The 19,030-nt window shown below is 49.1% G+C and carries 17 protein-coding genes and 1 pseudogene; 5 read left to right on the plus strand and 13 right to left on the minus strand.

Annotated features, from left to right (window positions below):
- A pseudogene (locus BM082_RS07845) lies at positions 1-299 on the plus strand (IS4 family transposase); the annotation flags it as partial.
- A gap of 53 nt (positions 300-352) precedes the next feature.
- On the opposite strand, the gene BM082_RS07850 reads toward BM082_RS07845, so the two are convergent.
- Positions 353-748, minus strand: a complete 396-nt coding sequence (locus BM082_RS07850; RefSeq protein WP_074926428.1) for a (deoxy)nucleoside triphosphate pyrophosphohydrolase — start codon at positions 746-748, stop codon at positions 353-355.
- A gap of 19 nt (positions 749-767) precedes the next feature.
- Positions 768-1,409 (minus strand): YecA family protein, encoded by a 642-nt coding sequence (locus BM082_RS07855; protein ID WP_017012071.1) that lies wholly within the window; start codon positions 1,407-1,409, stop codon positions 768-770.
- Between the two features lie 302 nt (positions 1,410-1,711).
- On the opposite strand from BM082_RS07855, the gene BM082_RS07860 reads away from it, so the two are divergent.
- The gene (locus tag BM082_RS07860) at positions 1,712-2,386 is read left to right on the plus strand and encodes a Rossmann-fold NAD(P)-binding domain-containing protein (protein WP_074926431.1); all 675 of its coding nucleotides are present in this window, start codon (positions 1,712-1,714) and stop codon (positions 2,384-2,386) included.
- 113 nt (positions 2,387-2,499) lie between these two features.
- On the opposite strand, the gene dusC is transcribed toward BM082_RS07860, so the two are convergent.
- A complete protein-coding gene (gene dusC, locus BM082_RS07865; RefSeq protein WP_074926434.1) occupies positions 2,500-3,474 on the minus strand; it encodes a tRNA dihydrouridine(16) synthase DusC in 975 nt (324 codons plus the stop codon).
- 2 nt (positions 3,475-3,476) lie between these two features.
- The gene (locus BM082_RS07870; RefSeq protein ID WP_017012068.1) at positions 3,477-3,920 is read right to left on the minus strand and encodes a YcgN family cysteine cluster protein; all 444 of its coding nucleotides are present in this window, start codon (positions 3,918-3,920) and stop codon (positions 3,477-3,479) included.
- A gap of 194 nt (positions 3,921-4,114) precedes the next feature.
- On the opposite strand from BM082_RS07870, the gene BM082_RS07875 reads away from it, so the two are divergent.
- Positions 4,115-4,381, plus strand: a complete 267-nt coding sequence (locus BM082_RS07875) for a YkgJ family cysteine cluster protein (protein ID WP_017012067.1) — start codon at positions 4,115-4,117, stop codon at positions 4,379-4,381.
- A gap of 34 nt (positions 4,382-4,415) precedes the next feature.
- On the opposite strand, the gene BM082_RS07880 is transcribed toward BM082_RS07875, so the two are convergent.
- Positions 4,416-5,003, minus strand: coding sequence for a sugar O-acetyltransferase (locus BM082_RS07880; protein WP_017012066.1), 588 nt, complete (start codon positions 5,001-5,003; stop codon positions 4,416-4,418).
- A 61-nt stretch (positions 5,004-5,064) separates the two neighbouring features.
- Here BM082_RS07880 and BM082_RS07885 point away from each other — a divergent pair, with 61 nt between their 5' ends.
- Positions 5,065-6,519 (plus strand): hypothetical protein, encoded by a 1,455-nt coding sequence (locus BM082_RS07885; RefSeq protein ID WP_074926436.1) that lies wholly within the window; start codon positions 5,065-5,067, stop codon positions 6,517-6,519.
- 82 nt (positions 6,520-6,601) lie between these two features.
- Here BM082_RS07885 and BM082_RS07890 read toward each other — a convergent pair whose 3' ends face one another.
- The 8 genes from BM082_RS07890 to BM082_RS07930 all read right to left on the minus strand — a co-directional run bounded on the left by BM082_RS07890 (position 6,602) and on the right by BM082_RS07930 (position 17,990).
- A complete protein-coding gene (locus BM082_RS07890; protein ID WP_017018053.1) occupies positions 6,602-7,060 on the minus strand; it encodes an FKBP-type peptidyl-prolyl cis-trans isomerase in 459 nt (152 codons plus the stop codon).
- Between the two features lie 246 nt (positions 7,061-7,306).
- The gene (locus BM082_RS07895; RefSeq protein WP_017018052.1) at positions 7,307-8,044 is read right to left on the minus strand and encodes a 3'-5' exonuclease; all 738 of its coding nucleotides are present in this window, start codon (positions 8,042-8,044) and stop codon (positions 7,307-7,309) included.
- 7 nt (positions 8,045-8,051) lie between these two features.
- On the minus strand, positions 8,052-9,935 hold the full coding sequence (locus BM082_RS07900) for a DUF294 nucleotidyltransferase-like domain-containing protein (protein ID WP_017012062.1): 1,884 nt from the start codon (positions 9,933-9,935) through the stop codon (positions 8,052-8,054).
- Positions 9,936-10,104: 169 nt separating this feature from the next.
- Positions 10,105-11,712 (minus strand): BCCT family transporter, encoded by a 1,608-nt coding sequence (locus BM082_RS07905; protein WP_267867757.1) that lies wholly within the window; start codon positions 11,710-11,712, stop codon positions 10,105-10,107.
- Between the two features lie 592 nt (positions 11,713-12,304).
- Positions 12,305-13,936, minus strand: a complete 1,632-nt coding sequence (locus BM082_RS07910) for a BCCT family transporter (RefSeq protein ID WP_017012060.1) — start codon at positions 13,934-13,936, stop codon at positions 12,305-12,307.
- Between the two features lie 340 nt (positions 13,937-14,276).
- On the minus strand, positions 14,277-15,587 hold the full coding sequence (locus tag BM082_RS07920) for a dicarboxylate/amino acid:cation symporter (RefSeq protein WP_074926438.1): 1,311 nt from the start codon (positions 15,585-15,587) through the stop codon (positions 14,277-14,279).
- 472 nt (positions 15,588-16,059) lie between these two features.
- Entirely contained in the window at positions 16,060-17,259 is a 1,200-nt protein-coding gene (locus BM082_RS07925; RefSeq protein ID WP_074926442.1) for a putative manganese transporter, read from the minus strand.
- Between the two features lie 227 nt (positions 17,260-17,486).
- Entirely contained in the window at positions 17,487-17,990 is a 504-nt protein-coding gene (locus BM082_RS07930) for a lactoylglutathione lyase family protein (protein WP_017012056.1), read from the minus strand.
- A gap of 106 nt (positions 17,991-18,096) precedes the next feature.
- On the opposite strand from BM082_RS07930, the gene BM082_RS07935 reads away from it, so the two are divergent.
- Complete coding sequence (locus tag BM082_RS07935) at positions 18,097-18,978, plus strand: LysR family transcriptional regulator (protein ID WP_026024800.1); 882 nt, start codon at positions 18,097-18,099, stop codon at positions 18,976-18,978.
- Positions 18,979-19,030 lie beyond the last annotated feature (52 nt).

A 19,030-nucleotide genomic window follows, 5' to 3' on the forward strand; every position in this document is an offset into this window, starting at 1 on the left:
GGATCCTGACGTCTTACAATATCGTCCGTTTAGAAATGGCAGCGATGGCGAAAGAGCACAAAGTTGAGCCGCTTAGGATAAGCTTCCTCAATGCGCTATATCTCATCCAAGATGAGTTTATCTGGGCGAGTGGCAGAAGTCCTGGTGCAATCCCAAATGCACTAAAAATGCTTAGAGAAAATGGCAAACGGCTGATATTACCTAACAAGAGAAAGAGGAAAGCGTACCCTCGGGCAGTGTTGAAAAGACCCGCAAAATATCCAACCAGAACCAGAGAGAAAAAAGCCACTCGCTCTTAAGCGAGTGGCCTTATGCCAAGGCAGGGATTTTTTATGGGTGCAGGGTAAGCGAATCAGCGCTGTTCACGCAGCAAAGAGACCAAAGGCTTGTCGGCATCACTGAAAACATATTCCGCAAGCTCTGACGGTGTTACCCACGCCATCGCCTGATGGCAATGCAAGGTAATTTCCCCCGCTTCGCATCGACAACGGTAGCTGCGTAGCAATACCGATTTAGTCGGATAGTGATGTAACGTTTCGGTGAGAAATTCTCCGACCTCAACAGTAACATCGAGTTCTTCTTTCAGCTCACGCGACAAGGCTTCAGGTTCAGTTTCTCCTGCTTCGACCTTGCCACCAGGAAACTCCCATAACCCTTTTGCATCTTCGGTATCATGGCGCTGGGTAATGAGTACACGCTCACCGTCAGTCACCACACCTGCAACCACCCACAGTGGCTTTTCCATCATGATTAGTTACCGCTCTCGCTTACTTGCCGCAGCACTTTTTGAATTTCTTACCGCTACCGCATGGGCAAGGATCGTTGCGGCCAACCGATTTGTAAGGATTCACGGCACGTGCGCCCGATCCTTGTTGCACTTCATCCGCCGCCAGCGCCACTTCGTTAATCATGAGAGGAAGCTGCTGATAGTATTTTTCTGGCGATGGCAGAGACGAAAGGCCCGCTTCTTCCATTTGTGCCAGCGTGCCCTTTTCGTCGTGCAAAAACAGCATGGTGGTCATTAACGCTGACAACATACGACGGCTACCGTCTGATACCGTCACTTCCTGCCACGCAGGTTCAATGTGAGGCCATACCGCCAAGAAGCCTTCTGCAAACGCTTGGTGCGTTTCGGTGCGGGCTGATTCCAATGAAAGCTCAGAAGGCAACGCGTATTCGTGCTTCATGAGCAACACATATTGCTGCTCGAAACGTAGCATGATGTTGCGCTTTTGTTCTGCGCTCAGCGGCTCAACATCGTCTTCTTCAACACCGCCTGTAATGAGCAAAGGAAGCCACATGTCTGGGTCTAGTGGTGCTGGCGATAGATTTGCCGCCAAGAGTGCGCCTTCAATAAACGAGGCTGGCATACCTGCCCAATCGTCATGCAGTTCAACAAGTTTGGTCATTACGGATCTCAAGGTTCAAAATTAGAAAGTAGTCGCCCCTCGCGCGTTACTGATAACAAGCACAGAGGACGATAAATCAGCGAATGTGATAGTAGCAAAAGAGCCGTTACAGATTCTTACGCTTTTCTCTTGATGATTGTCTGATTACGATCATTTCGCTAAAGCGCATTCTACATCGCTTATGCTATTTTTCAGCAAAACAGACGACGATTTGTCTCGAATATCCACATCATCAATATGATCACTTTTCCTCACTTCATGATAGCCTCGTTGTGTTGTCACTTATTTAAAAGGACTTATTAGTGCCATCGTCTCGAAGTGTCATTTTGGCAGGCGCAACTGGCTTGGTGGGCGACGAAATTCTCCATCAACTGCTTGGCGAACCTGACGTTACACAAATACACGTGGTCACGCGCCGCCCTATCGCTGTTAGTTCACCGAAGATCATTGTTCATCAAAGTCAGGATCTTACGGTGACACATTGGCAACCTGAATGGGCTGTTCCACTGCAGGGCTATATCGCCCTTGGCACCACGAAAAAAATCGCGGGTTCCAACAAAGCCTTAGAAGATATTGATCTGCACTTAGTGGTGAAAGTCGCACGCATGATGGCAGTGATGGGCGTAAAACACGTTTCTGTCGTGTCTAGCATGTTCGCCCACCCTTGGTCACCCTCTCACTACCTACGTTGTAAAGGGAAAATGGAACGCGCGCTCTCTGAAATGGGATTTGAGCGCCTGCTTGTCGCAAGACCAGGGCCTCTGCTTGGACAGCGTGATGTTGAAAGAAAAGACGAGCAAATGCTTCAACGCATCATGCCAATCTTCAAACCTTTCCTCGCAGGGCCATTTGCGGATGTTGAACCCGTTGAAGCGGTCAGAGTCGCTCGCGGTATGATCCATGCGTTAACGGAGCAAAACTGGCCGGGAAGGTTAGACATGCGCATCCTCCCAGGCCGCGTATTGACGCTTTCCTGATCACGCCATTATCACTGACAAAGATCGACATGAACGAAAAAGGCAGACCTAGGGTCTGCCTTTTTACTGTCTACATCGCGACATTACTGACGAGATCAATCACGCAGCAGCGTTTAGCACACGCCTACTAAAACGGGTTTCTTCTCGAGCTTGTTAAGCGCATCAACGATGATGGAAAGCACTTTGAATTTGTCGTTGTATTGGCGCAGTTCCATGAACACAGGATGAGCTTCTGGATACTGATCTTTGAGATACCGGAACCATTGCTTCACACGGTTTGCGTAGTACAAGCCCTTGTCGCCACGGATCTCAAACTCTGAGTATCGCACCAATAAAATCAGCACTTCATGCCATGTCATCAGCGCTTGCCCCATTTTAATGTGGGCACCAAGGTTAGGAATATTCAACGCGCCACGGCACACCATTAAGGTGTTGCAACCTGTCACCTCTTGGCAACGAATGGCGTCGTCTTGTCCCCAAATATCACCGTTTGCCGTAACAGGAATGGTGAGGCGATCAGCGATGTCGCCAATCAAATCCCAACGCACCGTGCCCGGTTTATAGGCATCCGCCTTGCTTCGACCATGTACCACGATTTCATTCGCACCCGCGGACTGCACGGCATCCACAATTTCACGGTAAGGCGAACAATCATCAAAGCCCAAGCGCACTTTTGCACTGACAACCGCATCACTAGGCACAGCGTCACGAACGGCTTTCACCACTTGATACATTAACTCAGGGTTTTTCAACAGCGCCGCACCACCGTTGCTGCCATTCACCATTTTTGAAGGGCAACCAAAGTTGATATCGACACCCGCAGAGCCAAGCTCAATGACCTGCGCCGCGTTTTCAGCCATATACTGTGGCGATTGCCCCAACAATTGAATACGCACCGGCGTACCCGATGCCGTTTTACCACCCGCAGCAAGCTCAGGGCTCATCCGGTGATATACACGCGGAGGAAGCAACGCATCAACAACGCGTACAAACTCTGTCACACAGAGATCGTAACCATTAATTTCAGTGAGCATTTGACGCATCAACGCATCAAGCACACCTTCCATCGGGCCAAGAACGAGTTTCACGTCTAGTTGCCCTTGCGCGGATGGTTCAGGATGTGGTCTTCCCAGTCGATCACGTCAATTTCGTACACGACTTTTTCACGCACAGATTCATCCGCCGCGTGCATGGCATCCTTTGAGCCCGTAATGAGCGGGTGCCATTCTGGAAGTGGCTTTTTTTCAGCCAGTAAGCGGTATGCGCACGTGTCGGGTAGCCAGTAAAATTCTTCGATTTTCTCACGAGATAGCTTCAAACAATCTTCGTCATAGCTGAAACGGTTCGTATAGTCTTTGCACGAACAGGTTTTATCATCCAGCAGGCTGCAAGCGACGTTGGTGTAGTACAACTCTTCTGTCTCTTCATCAATCAGCTTGTGAAGGCAGCACTTACCACAACCATCACAGAGTGATTCCCACTCAGTGTCCGTCATGTCGGTCAGTGTCTTTTGTTGCCAGAAGGGTGTTGTCATTATTACGTGTCCTGCCAGAAAATGATGAAGCTATAACGATGTAGCCATGAGGCGGTGTTTATACCACCCACTAACGAAAGTGCAAGGCCTATCAGACAAGATCAATAAGTTACGTGTGAGTGACGGCAACCTTTTGTGTTAGTCACTAACGAGTGATAATGTGCGCGCCTTCTTTTGAGTGTTGAGTGGAATGGATGAAAGAGCAAGAAGTAGAATGTCGACTCGGCTGCGGAGCCTGTTGCATCGCGCCAAGCATTTCATCGCCCATTCCGGGTATGCCAAACGGCAAAGCGGCTGGTGAACGCTGCATTCAATTGAACGAAGAAAATCTGTGTAAGATTTTTGGCCAACCAGACCGTCCCGCGGTATGCAGCCAATTCAAAGCAGATAGAGAGATTTGCGGCGTGACCAACGCCCACGCAATGACAGTTTTGATCGAACTAGAAACGCTTACCTTTTAATATCCAGTAAGCGCTCTACAACGCGGATAAAACGCTATTCCGCGGTTTTCAACGCCACTTCGTCTTCCAACAAGGTTTTCACCACGCGACACGGATTCCCCACCGCAACGCTGTTGTCTGGAATGCTTTTGTTCACTACACTGCCCGCGCCAATCACGCAGTTCTTTCCGATCGTGACGCCGGGTAAAACAATCACCCCGCCACCAATCCAGCTGTTCTTACCAATGGTGATCGGTAAACCGTACTCTTCCAAATTGCCCACGCGGCGCTGCACATCCAATGGGTGCGTTGCGGTCAGCAGTTGAACGTTATTCGCCATCATGACATTGTCACCAATGGTCACAGGCGCAACATCCAAAATGGTGCAGCTAAAGTTCATGAACACGCCTTTACCCACGGTGATGTGCTGGCCGTAATCACAATAAAAAGGCGGTTCGGCATAGAGTGTTTCGCAGGCATTCGGCAACAAATCGCGCTTGGCGATCCTCCACTCATCAGTATCTGGCAAGCTTTGGTTAAAACGTCGCATCGCTTCACGGCAACGTGTTTTGTCAGCCACCAATTCCGGATCGCTTGCACGATATAGCTCGCCACTTAGCATTTTTTGCTTTTCCGTTTTCATATTTACTCATTTTTTCGTCACACTGAATACGTCGCACATTACCCTAAGCTGGAGAATCAAAGTGGGATCAAGGTTCATAACCCTCTGTTTATTAAGCGTATTATCAGGCTGTGTATCAACGCCGCCATCGCTCTACAACGACATCCCCTCGCAGCAGTGTGAAAAACAGCTTCAAGCCTTCTATCAAGAAGTTAAGACCACGCACGCCTCCCTCTTACCTTTCGACTACGATGCGCGCTTTCCTCACCTAGCATTTGATCGCTTCAGCACTTCTTTACCCGCGGCGTTAACAACCCAAGAAGGCAAAAGCCAATGGCTCGCCTATGTACATGGTTTAGGTGAAAAGCAACTTCACACCGCCTTGGCATGGCAAAACGGCCTTACCCCACAACGTCGCGAATCTCTCCAGCAATGCCAAGAACAATTGGCGCAATCAAGCATTGAGAGCGAGTTGTTTTGGACCCAAGTCGACGAAATGCCTGTCGTTATTCCATCCGCGTACCAACCGTGGAAGCGCGTATTCGGCCTCTACCCCATTGCGAGTCTGGTCGTGAAAGGCCAAATAGAAGAAGAGCAGGCACATATCCAACGTGAATTCACACGCCCACTAGCCCATCCTTTTCACTATGACGTACTCGTGAATGCCGAGAACGCGCGCAACGATGCGCACCTCACCATTCAAAAAATGATGGAACAAGCACGTAAAGAGTCCGCGCTGAATTGGCCTATGCTCTCTGAGCCAGAAGCAGACCAACTTCTTAGCCACTATGCGCCCGTCTTTACGGTTGAAACCCTGTCAAAGGCAGACTTGCCGGGAGCCCTTGAACTCGACGATGATGCCTCGCCTACCATCAACACAAACACACCTACGCTGTATCAAGACATCAGCTATACCCAGTTCAATGGCGACACCCTACTTCAACTCAATTACGTCTTGTGGTTCTCAGCAAGGCCCGCAGAAAGCACATTTGACCCGTATAGCGGTGCATTTGATGCAGTGAATATCCGCATAACGTTGGATGAACAGGGGACGCCTTTGATCGTGGATGCCATTCATCAATGTGGTTGCTTTCACATGGTGTATGCACTTAGCCCGGCACTCTCTTTCATCGAGAGTGAACACGAGAAACCGATTCAACAGCACCTCGCGAAACCGCAACCATCAGACCGTTTGCATGTATCGCTGTCCGGCGGCAGACACATGATCACTGATTTACATTTTACCAGTAACATACCTGCAGCTATTGGCCTCAATACGCAACCACTGGATGCCTTGCTTACGTTAAAAGCATCAAACGGCAATGTCCTTAGCCCCTTCAACCAACATGGTGTTCTGGCAGAAAGCGCCCGAGGCGAACGGTGGTTTTTGTGGCCATTTGGGGTAAGAAATCCGGGGGCAATGCGGCAACAAGGGCAACACGCCATCGCCTTTATTGGCGAACGCCATTTTGATGATGCAAGGATATTCAACGCAATTCTGACCACCAGCGACCGACAAGAAACCCCTTCCGAATAACGTTTCAACACAAACTTAATGCTAAAACGAAAAAAGCGAGCCAATGGCTCGCTTTCAAATAAGGATGTTAACCGTTAAACGATTAATGCACGTGGCCGTGCTCTAACTCTTCTGCCGTCGCGTCGCGAACTTCGCGCACAACGCCTTCAAAATGCAAAACCAAACCAGCAAGTGGGTGGTTGCCATCAATGGTCACATCTTCACCCTCGATTTCAACGATAGTCACTTGAATGTTGCCCTGTGGACCTTGAGCGTTGAACACCATGCCAACTTCAAGTTCTTCAACACCTTGGAAGACACTCTTCTCAACGGTTTGAATCAGTGCTTCGTTACGATCTCCGTAAGCATCTTCAGGGTGCACTTCCGCTTGGAATGCGTCACCTTCCGCTTTACCTACAAGGGCTTTTTCCAGACCAGGGATAATGTTGCCCGCGCCAGCAAGGTATGCGAGTGGCTCTTTACCTTCAGACGTATCGATTACCTGACCTGTTTCGTCCTTGACGGTGTAATCAATTTTTACGACTTTGTTTTCTTCAATCATCTTGCCATCCTTTATCGGCAGCGAATGTATATATCTGAACGACCTGACAGATACTGGTCATCCCTCTGCGGGAATACTTTGACTCTAACACAGCGACTTACTTGCAGCGTTTCAACAGCCTAATCTACGCCGATTGAATGAAAAAAACGTGAACTTGCGCGATTCAAGCGGTTAAATGTAAGGATATTCAGAAGTCTATGACGCCCTTCGAAACAAAGAGCGTCATCGGGGTATTGGCGTGTCAGCTTATCGCCACAACGCTTTGACGGGGTAATCAGGACGGAAACGATGTGCCACTTGCGCTTGCAGTAATTCTGCGGTTGCGACCGCATCTGTCAGCGCGTTGTGCCCTTGATAGAAAGGCAAGTTATAACGACGACGACTGTCTGCAAGACGAATTGATGTCAGTGGTTTTTTCAACAACCAAGACCAGAATTTGTTGCTTGGTTTTCGGTAATACCATGATTCCACTTCCAAGGTATCAATCACAGGAAACAGCAACCCCTCACCTAGGCGTTGTTTCACAGCGGTATCTAAAAACTCGCGCTCAATGCGGCGATAATGCACCACCACTATTTTACCTTCGAGGTGAGACAACACTTCTTCTAGCACACGTTGGAAATCGGGGGCATCGCTCACATCAGAATGCGTGATACCGTGGAAACATACGGAATCTTCTTCCAACGGTTTACGCGGCTTAACAATCCAATGTTTGGCTTCTCGGCAATGAATTCGCGACAAGGTAAACGGCACCAGACCAATGCTCACAATGTCGTTGTTCTGTGGATCGAGCCCTGTGGTTTCAAGATCCAGCGCCACAAATTTCACGTCCGACAGCGGCGTATCGCCACTGACCACGCCCGCGTCATAGAAGCGTTCCAGCAATGGCACCTTCGCCCGCTCTTTCAAGCGTTTGATGACGGTTGGCCAATCCGGGCCCGCTTGCACAAGCGGTGCCCCTTTGTTGGGTTCAAGAAATAGCACGGGTCACCTAATTACTGCGGCTGGGTTGATAACGGTATTTCAAAAACTTCTGCGCATTGCTGAGGATTTGGAATGCATCCTTCAGATTTCGACGCTCAAAGTCGGACAGGTTTTCAGGTTCAATGTTGTTATCAGGCTCTTGCTCACCCGCCACATCCAAAGCTTGGTGACGAATGCGCACCGTGGAAATAAACTCCATTGCATCGCGTAAATCCGTACCCCGTCCTTTCGGCAAAATACCCGCTTCAATGATGTCATCTAAACGTTCAAAGGAGTTTTGTGAACGTGAATCCACCGCCAACGCGTGAACACGAATCAAATCCGCCAACGGCGCGGTGCCGCGACGTTTCAGGTTCATCGAATTCTTATGACGGCCATCTTGTTCCAACACGAAGTCTTTAAAGAAACCCAATGGTGGCGTGCGGTTCAGCGCATTTCGCGCCATGCATGCAAGAAAACGATTATTACGACGTGCCCGACGTCCTACAAAGGCTTTAAGTTGTTCTGCCCAGTTGGTCGCACCGTACACACCATCCAAGTCAAAGAAGATGTTACTGTTGAGCAAAGACTTTGGATTCGGTTGATCAATCCATTCCGCAAACGTGGCTTCCCACTCGGTGCGGGTTTTACGCCATTCAGGGTTCGTCGCCATGATGTTACCGGTACAATAGCTGTAACCACAGCGCGCAAGGCCATCACTGACGAACTTCGCCAAGTTCGCAAAATACGGTTCGTGCTCTGCGGGGTCGTATTTGTCGTCCAAGATCATCGCATTGTCTTGATCTGTCACGATCAGCTGCTCATCACGCGCCATCGAGCCCAACGCTAAGAAGCAATATCCCACCGGTGGCGGACCAAATTCTTCTTCGCCAAGCTCCAACAAACGTTGTTTAAAGCTGCGCCCAATCACCGCCATTGCAGAGCCAATCATGTGTGAGTTAGCGTCTTCTTGCACCATGCGCGAGAAACACGCAGGCACGTCTTTCGACAAGACTTCCAAATCTTCGATAGATTGCTGACGGAAAATACTGTTCACGATCACTAAGCTGCTTTGAGATTCGTAACGCACGATGTCAGAGAGCGCAATCACGCCAATGGGCTTTTGGTGACGTAAAATCGGCAGATGATGCAGATTGTTTCGCAGCATCAGCAACATGGCTTCAAAAACATAGGCATTGTGATCAAGGGTGATCACTTGCGGCGTTAAGATCTCAGACACTTGGGTGTCATACGGCATGCCTTGGGCAAGAATGCGCGACCGTAAATCACGGTCGGTAAGAATGCCTAAAATACGCTGCTGTTCACGCTCGTCTTCTTCGATATCTATCGACATCACGAGCAACGAAGAAACCCCTTCTTCCGTCATGATCTGTGCGGCTTCCTGCGCGGTGGCTTCACATCCAACTGTCACAGGGTCACGCAAAATCAAATCCGTGACTTTCGATGTCGTCAGATCATTGCTGTCTTTATGATTCTCAACGGCTTGACGCAAACGAGAGCCATCTTCGATCTCCATGAAATCGCCGAAGGTTTCGTTGTTTTCACACAGATCGTCAAACAGATCCGCAGGAATAAAGTACACCAGGCTGTCTTCAATGGCCTTTGCGGGGAAGCGAACGCGGCGGTTCATCATCAAGCCCCACTGACCGAAGATCCCCCCTTCCGTCAAACGGTTGAATAACTCCCCTTTTCGACGAAAGATCTCGACCGCGCCGCTGCGTACAACGCACAAATCATTCAGCGGCTCACCGTATTCAAAAATCTGCGTGCCTGCACGGTAATAAGAGATGTCAATTTGCTTGGCAATCGCATCTACCGTTTCCTCAACCATTTCATTAAAAGGCGCATACTGTTTGAGAAACGCTGCGATTTCTATTTGTTCCGCTTCCATTAATTCTCAATCTCAGTGTTAGAAAGCCGCTGTTAATCGACGGCAACATAGTTAAACAAAACCAACAAAATGGGGCAGGCACTTGGCCTGCCCCATTTTCTATAGCGTCAAGTACAAAGACCTGTTTCGCTACGTCTATGGTCACCTATGTTTATGGTCACCTTCGACGTTAATCTCTCGGTTCAGACATCAAACCTTTGATCAACGACACACAGGACACCAAAAGCACAATGGTGAATGGGAAGCCTGTCGAGACAGCCATTGCTTGCAGGGCAACCAATCCGCCCCCCATCAGCAATACAATCGCGACCAATCCTTCGAACGTACACCAGAATACACGCTGTGGTACGGGTGCATCTACTTTACCGCCCGCAGAAATCGTATCGATAACCAAAGAACCGGAGTCAGATGAAGTCACAAAGAACACCACCACCAACACGATACCAATGAACGACGTGATTTGAGCAAACGGCAGTGCATCAAGCATCGCGAACAATTGCAGTGGCAATGCCGCTTCTGTGACAGCCGTATAGCCATCATTCACCACTTGGTCGATCGCTGTACCACCAAAGGCGGTCATCCAAAGCACACACGCCGCTGATGGAATAAGCAATACGCAGATGATGAACTCACGCACGGTACGACCGCGGGATACACGGGCGATAAACATGCCGACAAACGGCGACCAAGATATCCACCACGCCCAATAGAAGGCTGTCCAGCCTTGGGTAAAGTTGACATCTTCCCGCCCAAAGGGCATTGCCAACGCGGGGAGATTCTCAAGATACGCACCAAGGTTGCTGAAGAAGCCCGTCATGATGGCAATTGTCGGCCCAGCCACAATCACGAACAGCAGCAACAAGATGGCCAGCATCATGTTGATTTCAGACAGACGTTTTACACCCGCGTCCAAACCCGCAACCACGGAAACCAACGCTAACATGGTGATTAACACCACCAGAATAATTTCAGTCGTCGTACCCAGTGGAGTGCCAAAGAGGAAGTTAAGACCGGATGCAGCTTGCGAAGCACCAAAGCCCAACGACGTTGCCAAACCAAACAAGGTCGCGACAACCGCCAGGATGTCGATCACATGACCAACCCAACCCCAAACACGCTCACCAAACAATGGGTAGAACACCGAGCGCATGGTCAAGGGCAGGCCCTTGTTAAACGAAAACAGCGCCAAGCCTAAGGCCAATACCGCGTAGATTGCCCATGGGTGCAAGCCCCAGTGGTAAATCGTCGCAGCCATACCAAGCTTGCGCGCTTCTTCTGCGTTGCCAGCTGCTGCACCTAACGGCGCCCAGTCTGTGCGCACGCCATTTTCAACAGCAGTACCGCCAAAAGAGGATGCATAATGGGAGAGCGGTTCTGATACGCCATAAAACATAAGACCGATGCCCATCCCTGCTGCGAACAGCATGGAGAACCAGCCAGCGTAGGTGTAGTCAGGCGTTGCCTCTGTACCGCCTAAACGGACTTTACCCAGAGGGCTTACGATCAGGAACAAACACACCGCAACAAAAATATCGCCAGCAGAGAGGAAGAACCAATCTAGATTTGATGTTAACCAACCACGCATTTCACCAAACATCGGGGCGACATCTTCTTGAAAAGCGAGGGTGACAAACACAAACAGGGTAATGAAGAGCCCTGAAATCAAGAAAACACGGTTATGGATATCGAGTCCGAACGGACCAATTTTAAGCGCAATGTTATCTTGTCCGACCTGGTAGTCGGTATCAATCGGGTTGACCTCACCATCAGGTTTCATCAACTCTTCGTGACTTTTATCGCTCACAGTAAACTCCTTTGTCCGTTTTGCGAGTTAAGCAAGTCAATGTCGTTCAATAGGCTTTATGCCGTGACCCTGTTGCGAATACGTGCACACTTTTCGCGCGATATATTCGAGACGATGTCGATAAAAATCGTATCAACAAGAAGCAGATTGAACGCTCACTGACCAACTAAACACTGTAACATATCCTTAGAGTTCAATGCTTCAATAGTGAGAGATTGATCGACTTTGATTCTAGCTTTCGCTACATTTCCAGTGATTATTGCTCTTTTTTTACTCAATAAGCACCGCGACGCCTGACCACAACCATTGAACTCTAAATACTAGGTAGTCCATAGAGCATCCTATGCGTTAGCACATTTAGAAGTTGCGTGTATGCGTCCGCATCGATCCAATTTAAGCCAAGGTGCCCGTCAAGTTATGCACCCAAACTCTCTTCTTTGTTCACATTTTCTTGCGGTCAGAATAAGGCAGTGCAGAAAAATCCGACACGAAAAATAAAAAATAAAGACGGAAAGAAAAAAGAGGAAAAAAACCGGGCGACAAGCACCCGGATTTTTATGTTTCATTACGCGCGTGGTTCAGACATCAAGCCTTTTACCAGTGAGAACGCACAGAGAAGCAGTACGATACAGAATGGCAAACCCGTTGATACCACCATCGCTTGAAGTGCAGATAAACCGCCGCCCAGCAAGAGTGAAATCGCCACCAAACCAACAAACGTACACCAGAAGATGCGTTGTGGGATCGGGGCATCCACTTTACCGCCCGCAGAAATCGTATCGATAACTAGCGAACCTGAATCCGAAGACGTCACGAAGAAAATCACCACCAGCACGATACCCAGCAGCGAGGTAATGCTCGACAAAGGCAAACCATCTAGCATGGTGAACAATTGCAGTGGCAATGCCGCATCAACCACAGCACGGTAACCGTCGTTCAGTTGTTCAATCGCCGTTGTACCGAATGTTGTCATCCAAATCACGCACACTGACGTTGGAATCAGCAACACACAGACGATGAACTCACGCACGGTGCGACCACGCGAAACACGCGCGATAAACATACCTACGAACGGAGACCAAGACATCCACCACGCCCAGTAGAACGCAGTCCAACCTTGTGAATAGTTCGCATCTTGGCGATCAAACGGCATAGACAGCGCAGGCAGGTTTTCGAAGTACGCCACCATGTTGGTGAAGATGCTGCTGAAAATAGCCATCGTTGGACCCACAGCAATCACGAACAACATCAGCAAAGTTGCCAGACCCATGTTGATTTCAGACAAGCGTTTAACACCCGAGTCCAAACCTGCGACAACAGAACTCAACGCCAAACCCGTGATACCAATGATCAAGATGATTTGTGTTGGCGTGCCATTAGGAATGCCAAACAAGAAGTTCAAACCCGCCGCAGCCTGAGACGCACCGAAACCTAATGACGTCGCCAAACCAAACAAGGTAGCGACAACCGCAGTGATGTCGATGATGTGACCTGGCCAGCCCCAAATGCGTTCACCAAACAGCGGGTAGAACACAGAGCGCATAGTCAGTGGCAAACCTTTGTTAAACGAGAACAGTGCCAAAGACAACGCAAGCAGCGCGTAAATCGCCCATGGGTGAAGACCCCAGTGGAAAATCGTGGCAGCCATACCCAAATCTTTCGCCGCTTCTGTGCTTCCTAACGCAGCACCCAATGGGGCCCAGTCGGTACGCACACCATCAACCACATTCACACCGCCCAGTGAGGCAGCATAGTGGGACAAGGGCTCAGAAACGCCGTAGAACATCAAACCGATACCCATGCCAGCGGCAAACAGCATTGAAAACCAGCCTACGTAGGTGTAGTCAGGTTTCGCTTCTGTACCACCAAGGCGAACTCGGCCCAAAGGCGTCACGATTAAGACTAAGCAGAGCAACACAAACACGTTACCCGCAGAAATGAAGAACCAATCCATTTGCGAGGTCAGCGTGTTACGCAGCTCGCTAAATACCGGTCCTACTGAGTTTCGGAACAGCAAAGTAACCGCAACAAACAGCGCGATTAAGGATCCCGAAACCACAAACACTCGGTTATGAATGTCTAGGCCAAATGGGCCGATCTTCAATGCAATGTTATCTTGACCCACTTGGTAGTCGGTATCGATAGGGGTCACTGCACCATCCGGCGCCATCAACTCGTCATGGCTTTTATCACTCACAACTCAACTCCAATTTTTGTATTTTTGCTATTGCAGAGAAAGCACCCTCTTGTGCTTTCTTTGGACCAGAAACTATGCCGCTTCATATTTGCTACGTAAAATGAAACTAAATGCTCATTAGCATCAAACTTTTTCATCAAAGTCAGCTACAAAACATTCACAGTCAATGGGATGGCGCATTCTGCGCATCTCGACCGATGACTTCTTTGATCTCAATCGGTTCACCCCGAGAAATCCACGAATTCACGTTCGAGTGCACAAAAAAACGCCGTGATAAACGGCGTTTTGGGGTCACGAGAAAACGGGGTATCACCCATTCATCGCGCATCAAAAAGAGCAATTACGACTGAGTAGACGGTTTGAATACAATACGTTCGTCTTCTTCACCCGCTTTCATGTCGTTGTAGCGATCAAGGTCAATAGCACCTTCACTCTTCGCCACAATACAGGTCACGGCACAGTCACCGGTGATGTTCACGGCGGTGCGAATCATGTCCAGCAGACGGTCGACACCCATGATCAGTGCGATGCCTTCAAGCGGCAGACCCACTTGGTTCAATACCATCGCCAACATCACCAAGCCAACGCCCGGCACACCCGCAGTACCGACAGACGCCAGTGTCGCGGTCAAAATTACCGTCACGTAATCGGCTAAAGACAAATCCACGTTGAAAGCTTGCGCGATAAACACGGTCGCCACACCCTGCATCATCGCCGTACCGTCCATGTTGATGGTTGCACCTAGTGGGATCGTGAACGAGGCAATCTTGTTATCTGCCCCCATGCGGCGCGTGGTGGTTTCCATAGACACAGGAATGGTTGCGTTTGAAGACGCCGTCGAGAAGGCGAACATGATGGCATCTTCCATCTTCTTCAAGAAGGTAATTGGGCTTAGGCCACTGAACACTTTCAACAAGGTGGTGTATGTGACCAAGGCGTGCAAAATCAGCGCACTGCTTAGCACCAAGAAGTATTCTGCCAAACTTAAAATGGCAGAGAGACCCAGTGACGTGAACAGCTTTGCCATCAAACAAAACACACCGTAAGGCGCTAGGTTCATCAACAGCGCCACCAGCTTCAAGATCACTTCATTCAGATCACGGAAGAAAGCCGCCACACGCTCACCCGGTTTACCCGATGCACTGATCGCGATGCCGAACAATAGGGCGAAAATAATGATTTGTAGTGTGTTGCCTTCTGCCATAGAACTGATTGGGTTTGTTGGGAACATGCCAACAATGACTTCACCCAACGACGGCGCTTCAGCGGCTTGGAAACTTGATGCAGCGGAAAGGTCAGCCCCTTTGCCCGGACCAACCAATAGCGCCAAGCTCATCGCGAATGTGATCGCCAACGCCGTGGTGCCCAAGTAGAAAGTCAGGGTTTTGCCACCCAAACGGCCTAGGGTCGCGATGTCTTTCAGTGCACTGGTACCACAAACCAACGAAACAAACACCAATGGCACAACCAGCATCTTCAAACTGGCAACAAAAATCTGGCCACCAACATCGAATAATCCATTGACGATGTAGCTATTTACGAAGCCTTCATCAGCAAACAGAAAGCGAATCGCAAACCCGGTAACAATACCCATTACCATGCCCACAAGAACGCGAGTCGTTAAGGACATCTTTTTTGTTTCCGTATTCATCCCAGAATACTCCTCTCTAAAATTTACTTTCTTATCACAATATTTTGCCAAGAGAGTAGCAGTGTCTTTGCATATAGCATGAAGTCCTTTTTTTGGTCTCGATCACCATTTTTGCGCCACGTCACACATTTGGCAGGGGCGAGCAACACATTGAAAACAAAGAAATAACAATAACTGCGTAAGTCTGTGTGTTTTTTAATCTCGCTGAATGTTCAAAGATTTAGACACGTCATCACCCCCCCTTCCTAGCGGTCACACAAGGGCAAAGCATCAGCATGAAGGTAACGCAAAAAGGAACATGCACTCGTCGCCAGTGAAAGAGACAGCAATGGTGGCGAGCCGCACTGAAGACGGGCATGAAAGAGAAGTGAACATTTGGACAAAAAAAGAGAGAGGTCCCCCTCTCTCTGGATAATCAATCGACGGCCAAATCGGGGCGTGACGCCCATCCAAAAGGACGATTCAGAAAAGACTATTCAAAAAGGAAAAAGTAGCTGTACGCCGCAATGAGTGCAGGCACTGTTGAATACAGCGTTGCCATCATCGCCGCTTTGGGTGCGAGCGCAATGGCGGGAAATAGCGCATCACCGTCATTCGAAATCGCGTTTCCGACTTGCGCAGACATCGGCACTGCCCCGCTGATGTACAAGCTGGTCACTAAGATTTGAGGGCCACACCCCGGCAATAACCCAACCGCAACCCCCATGAACGGCATCAGTGCGCCCCAGCCGCCAAAGACGTTTGACAGTTCAATGTCGAGCCCCAATATCGTCAATTCAAATGCAAGGAAAGCAGCAATCACCCATACAGTGACAAAGTTAGTGTCTTGAGCAACACGCTGGAACAAGTGCGATTGACGGCATTTGGGATCTTCACCCACCACAGATTCGTAGGTATTCACTTCCCGTTGCAACGACCAAAACGTCACGGTAATCACCGCCAATGCCGCCCCTAGCATTTCAGATGTCCCGGCTGGCAGGCGGAACACACTATCCGTATCCAATTGAAATGAGCCGAGCAACGCCATCACCATGGCAGGTAAAACAAGCCACTGCCAAAACCGACCTTGCGCATTAATAAACCCATGTTCAGATAGCGCTGCCTCTGATTCATCACTGGAATCTAGGTGTTTGCTGCGCGCGACCTTTGGACGAAGAAAATCGCCCCCGTGGATACGATCAACAACCACACCTGATATCAGGCCAACCACAAAGCCCAATCCCACCATCATAAAACCGTCCATGGGGCGGGTCGCGAGCAACAAGAATGCCGCATCCCCCATGGTGGCAGTCAACACAGCCACGACGGCACCAAAACTCAAGTTACCGCGAACATATTGGGTAATCACCACAATCGCGCCGCCGCACCCAGGGAGCGCCCCCATAAATGCGGCGAACAAGACTTGCAGCGAGCTCCGCGTTGAGAGTTGTTTCGTCCATGTCCCTTGACGGTCAAATTTGTCGGTTAAATAGTGAAACAGCGCTAAGGTCGCCGCCACATACGCGGCAACTTGCCAAAAAGCATCAGACAACACACTCAAACTTAATGCACGGGTAGGCGCCGCCATCAGCAAAGCCATCAAAACCACAGGAAATACCAAGCGACGATTTTTTAGCGTCCAGTTTTGCTGTTTTACGATGGGCAAAAGATATTTAGAGACAAGTGTTGTCATTCTTGGCCTTAACCTTTAAATCTTAATGAGAATGATTATCAATATAATTTAAAAGTTAGAAATTGCAACTTTGTTTTGAATAGATTGCTCGATCTTGAGAAGCGAGAAGCGAGAAGCGAGAAGCGAGAAGCGAGAAAGCGTGACGTGCTGAGAAAAGAAAGCAAAGACAAAAACGCCCCACTGAACATTGTGCTCTCAACAGGGCAATCTATAGCGGATTGATCGATTTACTTGTAAGCACCCGCCGCGTAATGCAGTTCATAGCTGTGGCTATAGATTTCTAGGATATTACCGAACGGGTCTTCCATGTAGATCATGCGGTAAGGCTTTTCACCTGGGTAGTAATAACGTGGCGCTTTCATGCGCTTCTTTCCGCCAGCCGCCACAATTTTCTCCGCCAATTCTTCAACATTTGGGTCTTGCACACAGAAGTGGAACACCCCTGTTTTCCAGTACTCGAAGTTATCTTTAGGGTTTTCTTGATTCTTAAATTGAAAAAGCTCGACGCCAATACGGTCACCTGTCGAAAGATGCGCAATGCGGAATGATTCCCAGCCAGAGCCAAAAACATCGGTACACATTTCGCCAATCGCAGAGTCGTCTTCAACGATCTCTGTTGGCTCCATGATGAGATACCAACCAAGTACTTCCGTGTAAAACTTCACGGCCGCTTCAAGATCCGGCACGGAAATACCAATGTGTGAAAAAGTACGTGGGTAAGGCATTTGCATGTGAGTGTCCTCTCTTCTTATTGAATACACTCAGTCTACTTACCCCATTCACGGCTTTAAAATTATGGTTTATTCTTATATCGATAATTTTAATTTATGGTGGAACATGCTGAACCCTAAATGGCTCAATACGTTTGAAACCTTGGCGGAGACGAGCAGCTTTACACAAACGGCTGAGCGTCTTTTTATGACACAACCTGGGGTCAGTCAGCACATTAAAAAATTGGAAGCCGAATTAGGCGAAGTGCTGATCTATCGAGAAGGCAAACAATTTGAGCTGACCCAAGCCGGCATGATGTTGATGGCATTTGTAGCAGAGCAAAAACAGCAGCAAAATGATTTCCTCGTTCGGCTAAAAGCGGACAGTCCTCATCAAGGCAGCATTCGTATTGCTTGTTCTGGCACCATGGCGATGACGCTTTATCCGCTCTTGCTTGCACATCAAAAGCAACATCCTGATTTGTCGATTCACCTCGAGGCCGCACCTGCTGAACGTATTCGTCATTACCTCATGGAGAACCTTATCGATATTGGGATCAGTACCCAACGCATTGATCACCCTTCCATTATGGAAAAACCTCTCGGAGAGGAAGACCTCAGTATTGTCGTGCCTGTTACCGCGAATATCGAAAGCAATGACTATGCAGGCTTGATTGCACTGGGCTATATCAATCATCCAGACGGGCAGCATTATGCTGACTTGGTGTTTACCGCCAATTTCGCCGCGCAATACCGTGGTTTGGAGTCAATGAAAATCAGCGGTTATGTAAACCAACTCGCGCAGATTTTATTGCCTGTCTCCAAAGGACTCGGGTTCACTGTGCTCCCCACCGGTGTCATTGATGGCTTCTCAGCACCGAAAGCGCTTGCCTGTTTTGCGCTAGAAAAACCCATATCGCAGACCGTCTATTTGGCGCAAAAACGCCATCGCGCATTGCCACAACGTTACGAGCCCGTCATCGCACTCATTGAACAGGCGATACAGTAGCGCTTCTCAACCAAAAAAACCGCCCTGATGTTTCCATCAGGGCGGCTTGGTG

The organism is Enterovibrio norvegicus DSM 15893 (assembly GCF_900115495.1).
Taxonomy (GTDB): domain Bacteria; phylum Pseudomonadota; class Gammaproteobacteria; order Enterobacterales; family Vibrionaceae; genus Enterovibrio; species Enterovibrio norvegicus.

Bases quoted from the DNA above. Each gene is read 5' to 3' on its own strand.
- BM082_RS07850 (WP_074926428.1), bottom strand. From the start codon at position 748: ATGATGGAAAAGCCACTGTGGGTGGTTGCAGGTGTGGTGACTGACGGT.
- BM082_RS07855 (WP_017012071.1), bottom strand. From the start codon at position 1,409: ATGACCAAACTTGTTGAACTGCATGACGATTGGGCAGGTATGCCAGCC.
- BM082_RS07870 (WP_017012068.1), bottom strand. From the start codon at position 3,920: ATGACAACACCCTTCTGGCAACAAAAGACACTGACCGACATGACGGAC.
- BM082_RS07875 (WP_017012067.1), top strand. From the start codon at position 4,115: ATGAAAGAGCAAGAAGTAGAATGTCGACTCGGCTGCGGAGCCTGTTGC.
- BM082_RS07880 (WP_017012066.1), bottom strand. From the start codon at position 5,003: ATGAAAACGGAAAAGCAAAAAATGCTAAGTGGCGAGCTATATCGTGCA.
- BM082_RS07890 (WP_017018053.1), bottom strand. From the start codon at position 7,060: ATGATTGAAGAAAACAAAGTCGTAAAAATTGATTACACCGTCAAGGAC.
- BM082_RS07900 (WP_017012062.1), bottom strand. From the start codon at position 9,935: ATGGAAGCGGAACAAATAGAAATCGCAGCGTTTCTCAAACAGTATGCG.
- BM082_RS07905 (WP_267867757.1), bottom strand. From the start codon at position 11,712: ATGAAACCTGATGGTGAGGTCAACCCGATTGATACCGACTACCAGGTC.
- BM082_RS07920 (WP_074926438.1), bottom strand. From the start codon at position 15,587: ATGAATACGGAAACAAAAAAGATGTCCTTAACGACTCGCGTTCTTGTG.
- BM082_RS07925 (WP_074926442.1), bottom strand. From the start codon at position 17,259: ATGACAACACTTGTCTCTAAATATCTTTTGCCCATCGTAAAACAGCAA.
- BM082_RS07930 (WP_017012056.1), bottom strand. From the start codon at position 17,990: ATGCAAATGCCTTACCCACGTACTTTTTCACACATTGGTATTTCCGTG.
- BM082_RS07935 (WP_026024800.1), top strand. From the start codon at position 18,097: ATGCTGAACCCTAAATGGCTCAATACGTTTGAAACCTTGGCGGAGACG.